The sequence below is a fragment of the Bacillus sp. P4_D3 genome, assembly GCF_056401855.1.
Window position 1 is genome coordinate 1 of record NZ_JBFUIN010000220.1, and the last position, 5,373, is coordinate 5,373.

General features: G+C 37.6%; 5 protein-coding genes. 2 read left to right on the top strand and 3 right to left on the bottom strand.

All coding sequences use genetic code 11. From position 1 onward, the window contains the following. The first annotated feature begins 501 nt into the window (after nucleotides 1-501). Nucleotides 502-1,389: a DMT family transporter gene (locus AC1DTM_RS17635; RefSeq protein WP_199715371.1), complete on the top strand. Its 888-nt coding sequence runs from the start codon at nucleotides 502-504 to the stop codon at nucleotides 1,387-1,389. A gap of 224 nt (nucleotides 1,390-1,613) precedes the next feature. Here AC1DTM_RS17635 and AC1DTM_RS17640 read toward each other — a convergent pair whose 3' ends face one another. After that, nucleotides 1,614-2,381: a TSUP family transporter gene (locus tag AC1DTM_RS17640; protein ID WP_199715373.1), complete on the bottom strand. Its 768-nt coding sequence runs from the start codon at nucleotides 2,379-2,381 to the stop codon at nucleotides 1,614-1,616. Between the two features lie 110 nt (nucleotides 2,382-2,491). Between AC1DTM_RS17640 and AC1DTM_RS17645 the strand changes: the two genes are divergently transcribed. Then, nucleotides 2,492-3,277, top strand: a complete 786-nt coding sequence (locus tag AC1DTM_RS17645; protein WP_199715375.1) for a TrmB family transcriptional regulator — start codon at nucleotides 2,492-2,494, stop codon at nucleotides 3,275-3,277. A gap of 96 nt (nucleotides 3,278-3,373) precedes the next feature. On the opposite strand, the gene dnaB is transcribed toward AC1DTM_RS17645, so the two are convergent. Together dnaB and AC1DTM_RS17655 are read right to left on the bottom strand one after the other, a co-directional pair. Next, nucleotides 3,374-4,660: a replicative DNA helicase gene (dnaB, locus tag AC1DTM_RS17650; protein ID WP_477000569.1), complete on the bottom strand. Its 1,287-nt coding sequence runs from the start codon at nucleotides 4,658-4,660 to the stop codon at nucleotides 3,374-3,376. Next, nucleotides 4,657-5,373, bottom strand: a 717-nt coding sequence (locus AC1DTM_RS17655) for a DnaD domain-containing protein (RefSeq protein ID WP_477000570.1), incomplete at its 5' end; no start/stop codon positions are given. The genes dnaB and AC1DTM_RS17655, both read right to left, overlap by 4 nt.

Genomic DNA, 5,373 nt, shown 5'->3' on the forward strand with positions numbered 1-5,373 from the left:
CCTTTCAAACTTCATACTATGTAATCCAAACAATAGTAATCCCAGAAGTAACGGAAGGATCAAAACCCATTTTAACCAACGCAATTTTTTACACTTATTCTTTTTCATCTGTTCACCACCATCTATCCTTCGTTTTGAAATAAGTAAAAAATGTATTACCTCCCTTTACCTTTGATACATATGAGTGTAAAACTTGGACGTGAGAAGAGCATGAAAGAAACATGATGAATATATGAGAAATATCTAAAAAATTTCTCATAATTATTCCAAAACGAAAAAACCCAACTTCTCCATATCAAATAGAGAAATTGGGTTCTTTTTCATTATTTCTATTCACTTTCGAAACTCACACACCAATCTTCTTCAAATCCGAACTTTCAATAATTGAATCGAGAAAAAAGCGTCGATAAATTTTCGTTCCAAATATTCAGAATTAATATTAAAATAAACAATGGGGATAGGGGTATGGAATCATAAATTATACATAACGAGGGAATAGAAATGAAAATTCAATTAAAAGCTGATTTAATGCTACTACTAGTTACATTTTTTTGGGGTGCATCCATCCTACTTACAAAGCTTGGACTTGATGGCATAGAAGAATACAATTTAATCGCATTACGATTTATTATTGCCTTTCTTTTATCAGGTTTAATATTTTACAAACATTTATTCAAAGTCGATTTTAAAACTGTAAAATACGCTTTTATACTAGCTTCCGTTTTATTTATCGTCTATATTTTCGCGACTTTCGGTACAAAGTATACGAGTGTTTCTAATGCTGGTTTCTTACTATGTCTCACAGTCATTTTCATTCCAATATTATCAGCTATATTTTTAAAACACATTCCTGAAAAGAAAGTTATATTAGGAATCATTTTAACGATAATAGGAATCGGCTTATTAACATTAACTAACGAATTCAAGATCGGTAACGGCGATATATTTTGCATACTGTCTGCCTTATTTTATGCCATTCACGTCATCATTACTGGAAACGTAACAAAACATGTGAACTCGATTGCGCTCGGGGTCATACAACTCGGTTTCGTCGGCCTATTTAGTCTTATTTTTTCATTAGTGATGGAAACCCCAAAACTGCCTAGCACGATCAACTCATGGCTAATCATATTAGCCTTAAGCATATTTTGTACCGCAGTCGCTTTCATCGTGCAAGTTATCGCCCAGCAATACACTACGCCCACACATACGGGACTTATCTTTTCACTAGAACCTGTCTTTTCGGCAGGGTTTGCCTTTGTTTTCACAGGTGAAACGCTCACAGGAAAAGGGTATTTAGGGGCGACGCTTATATTATTGAGTGTGTTGATTGCTGAGATAGATTTTAAGGGGTTGTTGCGGGTTAATTATAAGAAGAATATAGAGTAAACATTTCACTATGATCAATAAACATACCCCAGAAAAATATGAGTTTATATCATTCTCTTCACTTAGATTTTCTTTTAAATGAGACTTTTTTAGATGCTATCTTCGAATAAGGTAGCATCTAAAAAATGTTAAAAGAAATTTGCCCCTAGTATCTTCTTATATTTTATGTAGCCTTCATATTTGACCTTTTCTACGTTCTTTGAAGTGAAGATGTTCAAAATTACTTACTGAATATAGTCATACAGATTTTTCGCTAACAATAAACAAGTTACTGTAATGAAAAGAGCACGAACATACCCGCTTCCTTTTTTTATAGCAAATTTGGAGCCAACAATCCCTCCAGCAATTTGAGCAATCCCCATTATAAAACCATACACATAGTTTACTTGCCCTACATACATAAATATCAACAATGCACCAACATTACTTCCTAAATTAAGAAACTTCGCATTACCTGCTGCTTTTAAAAAATCATACCCAATAAATAAAAGAGAAAACATTAAAAACGAACCTGTGCCAGGACCTAGAAATCCATCATAAAAACCAATAGCAAAAACAAAAAAAGTAAAGATAATGACGTGTCGACCAGACAATTTCTTATGAGTAGAAATACTACCCCAATCCTTTTTGAATATCGTATAAATAGCAACCGCACCAAGCATGATCAGCATCAATGGCTTCAGTACTTCTGGGTTCATTAAATGAACAGTCCATGCCCCTATTATGGAACCTATGAAAGTGAGTGGAAATAATTTAAAAGCCGATTTCAAATCAAGATTACCAGAACGATAAAACACAATATTACTAGTTGCACACCCCATTGTCGACGCTAGTTTATTCGTAGCTACTGCACTCGCTGGATTCAGTCCTGTAAATAATAAAGCGGGTAAGGCAATGAGTCCTCCACCACCTACAACTGAATCAATAAATGCAGCTAAAAATCCAAAAGCAATCAAAATAATTAATACTGATGGGTCTAAATAAAAATCCATACTATTAACCTCCCCTTTAGTCACTATTCGAATAGTAACTAATAATTTGCTAAATGTAAACAGTTATTGTAACGTTGAAATATAAAAGCAAACATCGGAGGACGAAAAAAGTGGACTACATAGTGCAACAGCTTAAAAAAATTGGTTTTAATGAATATGAAGCTAAATCTTATGTATCTCTTGTTAAACAGGGGCCTGTCACAGCCTACCAAGTGAGTAAGGATTCGGGTATCCCAAGAGCGCGAATTTATGAGATTTTGGGTAACCTTGTAGAAAAAGGAATTGTCATGAAGGAAGAAATAAATGACACCACTCGCTATTCACCTCTACCGGTTGAAGTCTTTTTACAGAAGGCTCAATCAGAATGGCAGTCTACTTATGAAGTAATCAGTGATTCATTAAAAAAACTAGAAACTTCCGAGGAAAAAACGGATAATCGAGTGATTACTTTAAAAGACAATAAAACAATCATTAGCTATTGTCAGGCATTAATAAAAAAAGCAGAACAACGTATTGTCATTTCAATGTGGGATGAGATGTATGAAGCGTTAAAAGAGGATCTATCTCAGGTAGCTGATAAAGTTACAGTACAAGGCATTACCCTGCATGTGAAAAATCCCATTAAAAATCTAGAAGCCCATCGCATAACACCTTATACAGAAACCTTGTCTACAGAACATTGGTTTATTTTATCGATAGATTCTAAAGAGATGATTTATGGACCATCACTTGAAGAGCGTAATATTGCTTTTTATACAGATGACCCCGTTCATATATACCTATTAGAGGATTACGTATGGCATGATGTTTTAGTGAATCGACTTGTACAACGTAGCCAAGATGATTTGGAGCAATGGATTACTACAGAGAGAAAATCCTTCTTTATGGAAAAATAAGAAACATATTCAAAGAATCAAAGAATAAAGCATAAGTTAATGAAATGGAACACTTATGCTTTATTTTATTTGCAAAGTGATACTCCAGTCTTTTAACTATTTCCCTTCCTCAAACCGCCCAAACTCCTTCAAAAATCTCAGCTTAAAACTACCCACAGGCCCATTCCGATGCTTCGCCACATGGATCTCCGTCATCTCTTTCTGCACCGTTTCCTTATCGTAATAATCCTCTCGATACATAAGCATAATGACATCCGCATCTTGCTCAATTTGTCCTGTCTCTCTTAAATCAGATAAAAGTGGTCGCTTATCTTGACGTGACTCTACGGAACGAGACAATTGCGACAATGCTACTATACAAACATTTAAATCACGCGCTAATAACTTAAGCTTACGTGAAATTTCACTAATCTCTTGAAATCGATTGCCCTTATGCTTCGGATCGCCCGTAATAAGCTGTAAATAATCTACAATAACTAACAGCTTTTTATCACCGTGCTTCCTCTTTAACTTACGAGTCTGCATCCAAATATCTTGCATTGTAACACCTGCTTTATCATAAATCTCAAGTGGCAACTCACCAATCTCCGCAAACGCCTTACTCACCTTTTCCCAGTCTTCTATCGTAAAACGATGCTTCGGATTTTTCAGCCTACCTCCTGACACTTCACCCGCACAAGACGCCAGCCTTTTTAACAATTGCTTACTGCTCATCTCCAATGAAAACAACCCAACCGCCGCTCCAGACTTCGCCGCATGCAGTGCAATATTTAACGCAAACGCCGTTTTCCCCATAGAAGGACGCGCTCCAAGAACGACAAAATCACCTTCCTGTAATCCACACGTCATCTTATTTAGCGATGTATAACCAGTCTCAATACCAGTATTCTCTTTCGTATCTTGATGAAGCTCCTCATACAAACCAACTAAAGCATCCTTCAAATCAAACTCACATACATAGTCCTTTTCCTCTAACTCACAAAGCGCCGTAATCGTCTCACCAATAATTTTCTCATTCTTCTCCGCAATAAGACGCTCTCCCATCTTGTGCCCGAGAACGCCAGCCTGATACATTTTCCACGCACCTCGAACAAGCCCCTCATAATAAGAAAAGTTGCTAGTCGTAGGCACACCCTCTATTAATGCTATAAAATACTCCATTCCCCCGATATTCTCCAAAAAATTAGGATTCATCCGAGAAACGAGCGTCACAAGATCAATTGGTTGCCCTTCATCTTCAATTTTTCGCATTAACCGAAATATARACTTATGCACTGGCATAGAAAAATAATGCTCCGTCAAACGGCACTCCTTAATAAGCTCTCCATCAATTAATAGAGAACCTAACACCGTCTTTTCCGCCTCCACATTTTGAATACTCATGGACGCCACCCGCGTTCCGCTAAAAAGCGCTGCAACTCTTCCTCTGACAGCGCATTCTTCTCCCACTCCTCGCACCTCGTCAAAAACTCCTCCGTCTCCCCAGTACTAACAGACGACTCCTTCTTCCTAAACTGAGCCGTATCCGCCTCAACCTCCGACACTTTCGTAAATCCCTTCCCGTGCCAGCCACGCAAAATCCCCTTCACATAAGCAACCGTTCGCTTATTATTCTCAAACGCAATTTGAAGAGCCTTCAGCACAAGCTCCTCTGACAAATCAACCATCCACGCACTCAGTTCCTCTACCGTATGAGGAGACAAACTACCAAAATGTTGCTCATAAAAAGAAAACACGCGACTTCCCGTCTCTTCCTCTATAACCTCTTCTTCCGCCTCTTCACAAACCGGATCAACATCATGAACGGCCAAATCACTCGGCATACCGAAATGAGCTAAAAGCATCGGAACATTCAGTTCCTCCTCTACGCACTTCTGAAGAAACATATGTACAAACTCCTTATTCTTCACACCCTTAAGCTCACGAAGCACACACTTCTCCACATTTGTATTCGTCACAGGATTATAACGAAGCCAATTCAAAACGAATAACTCCCTCGTATCCGCATCATAAAGAATCTTTCCATAATCGATGAAGCGCTGCACAAGCTTATCAACAGTCTCCCGATTATACCCCGTCTCCATCTCAGCTAACCG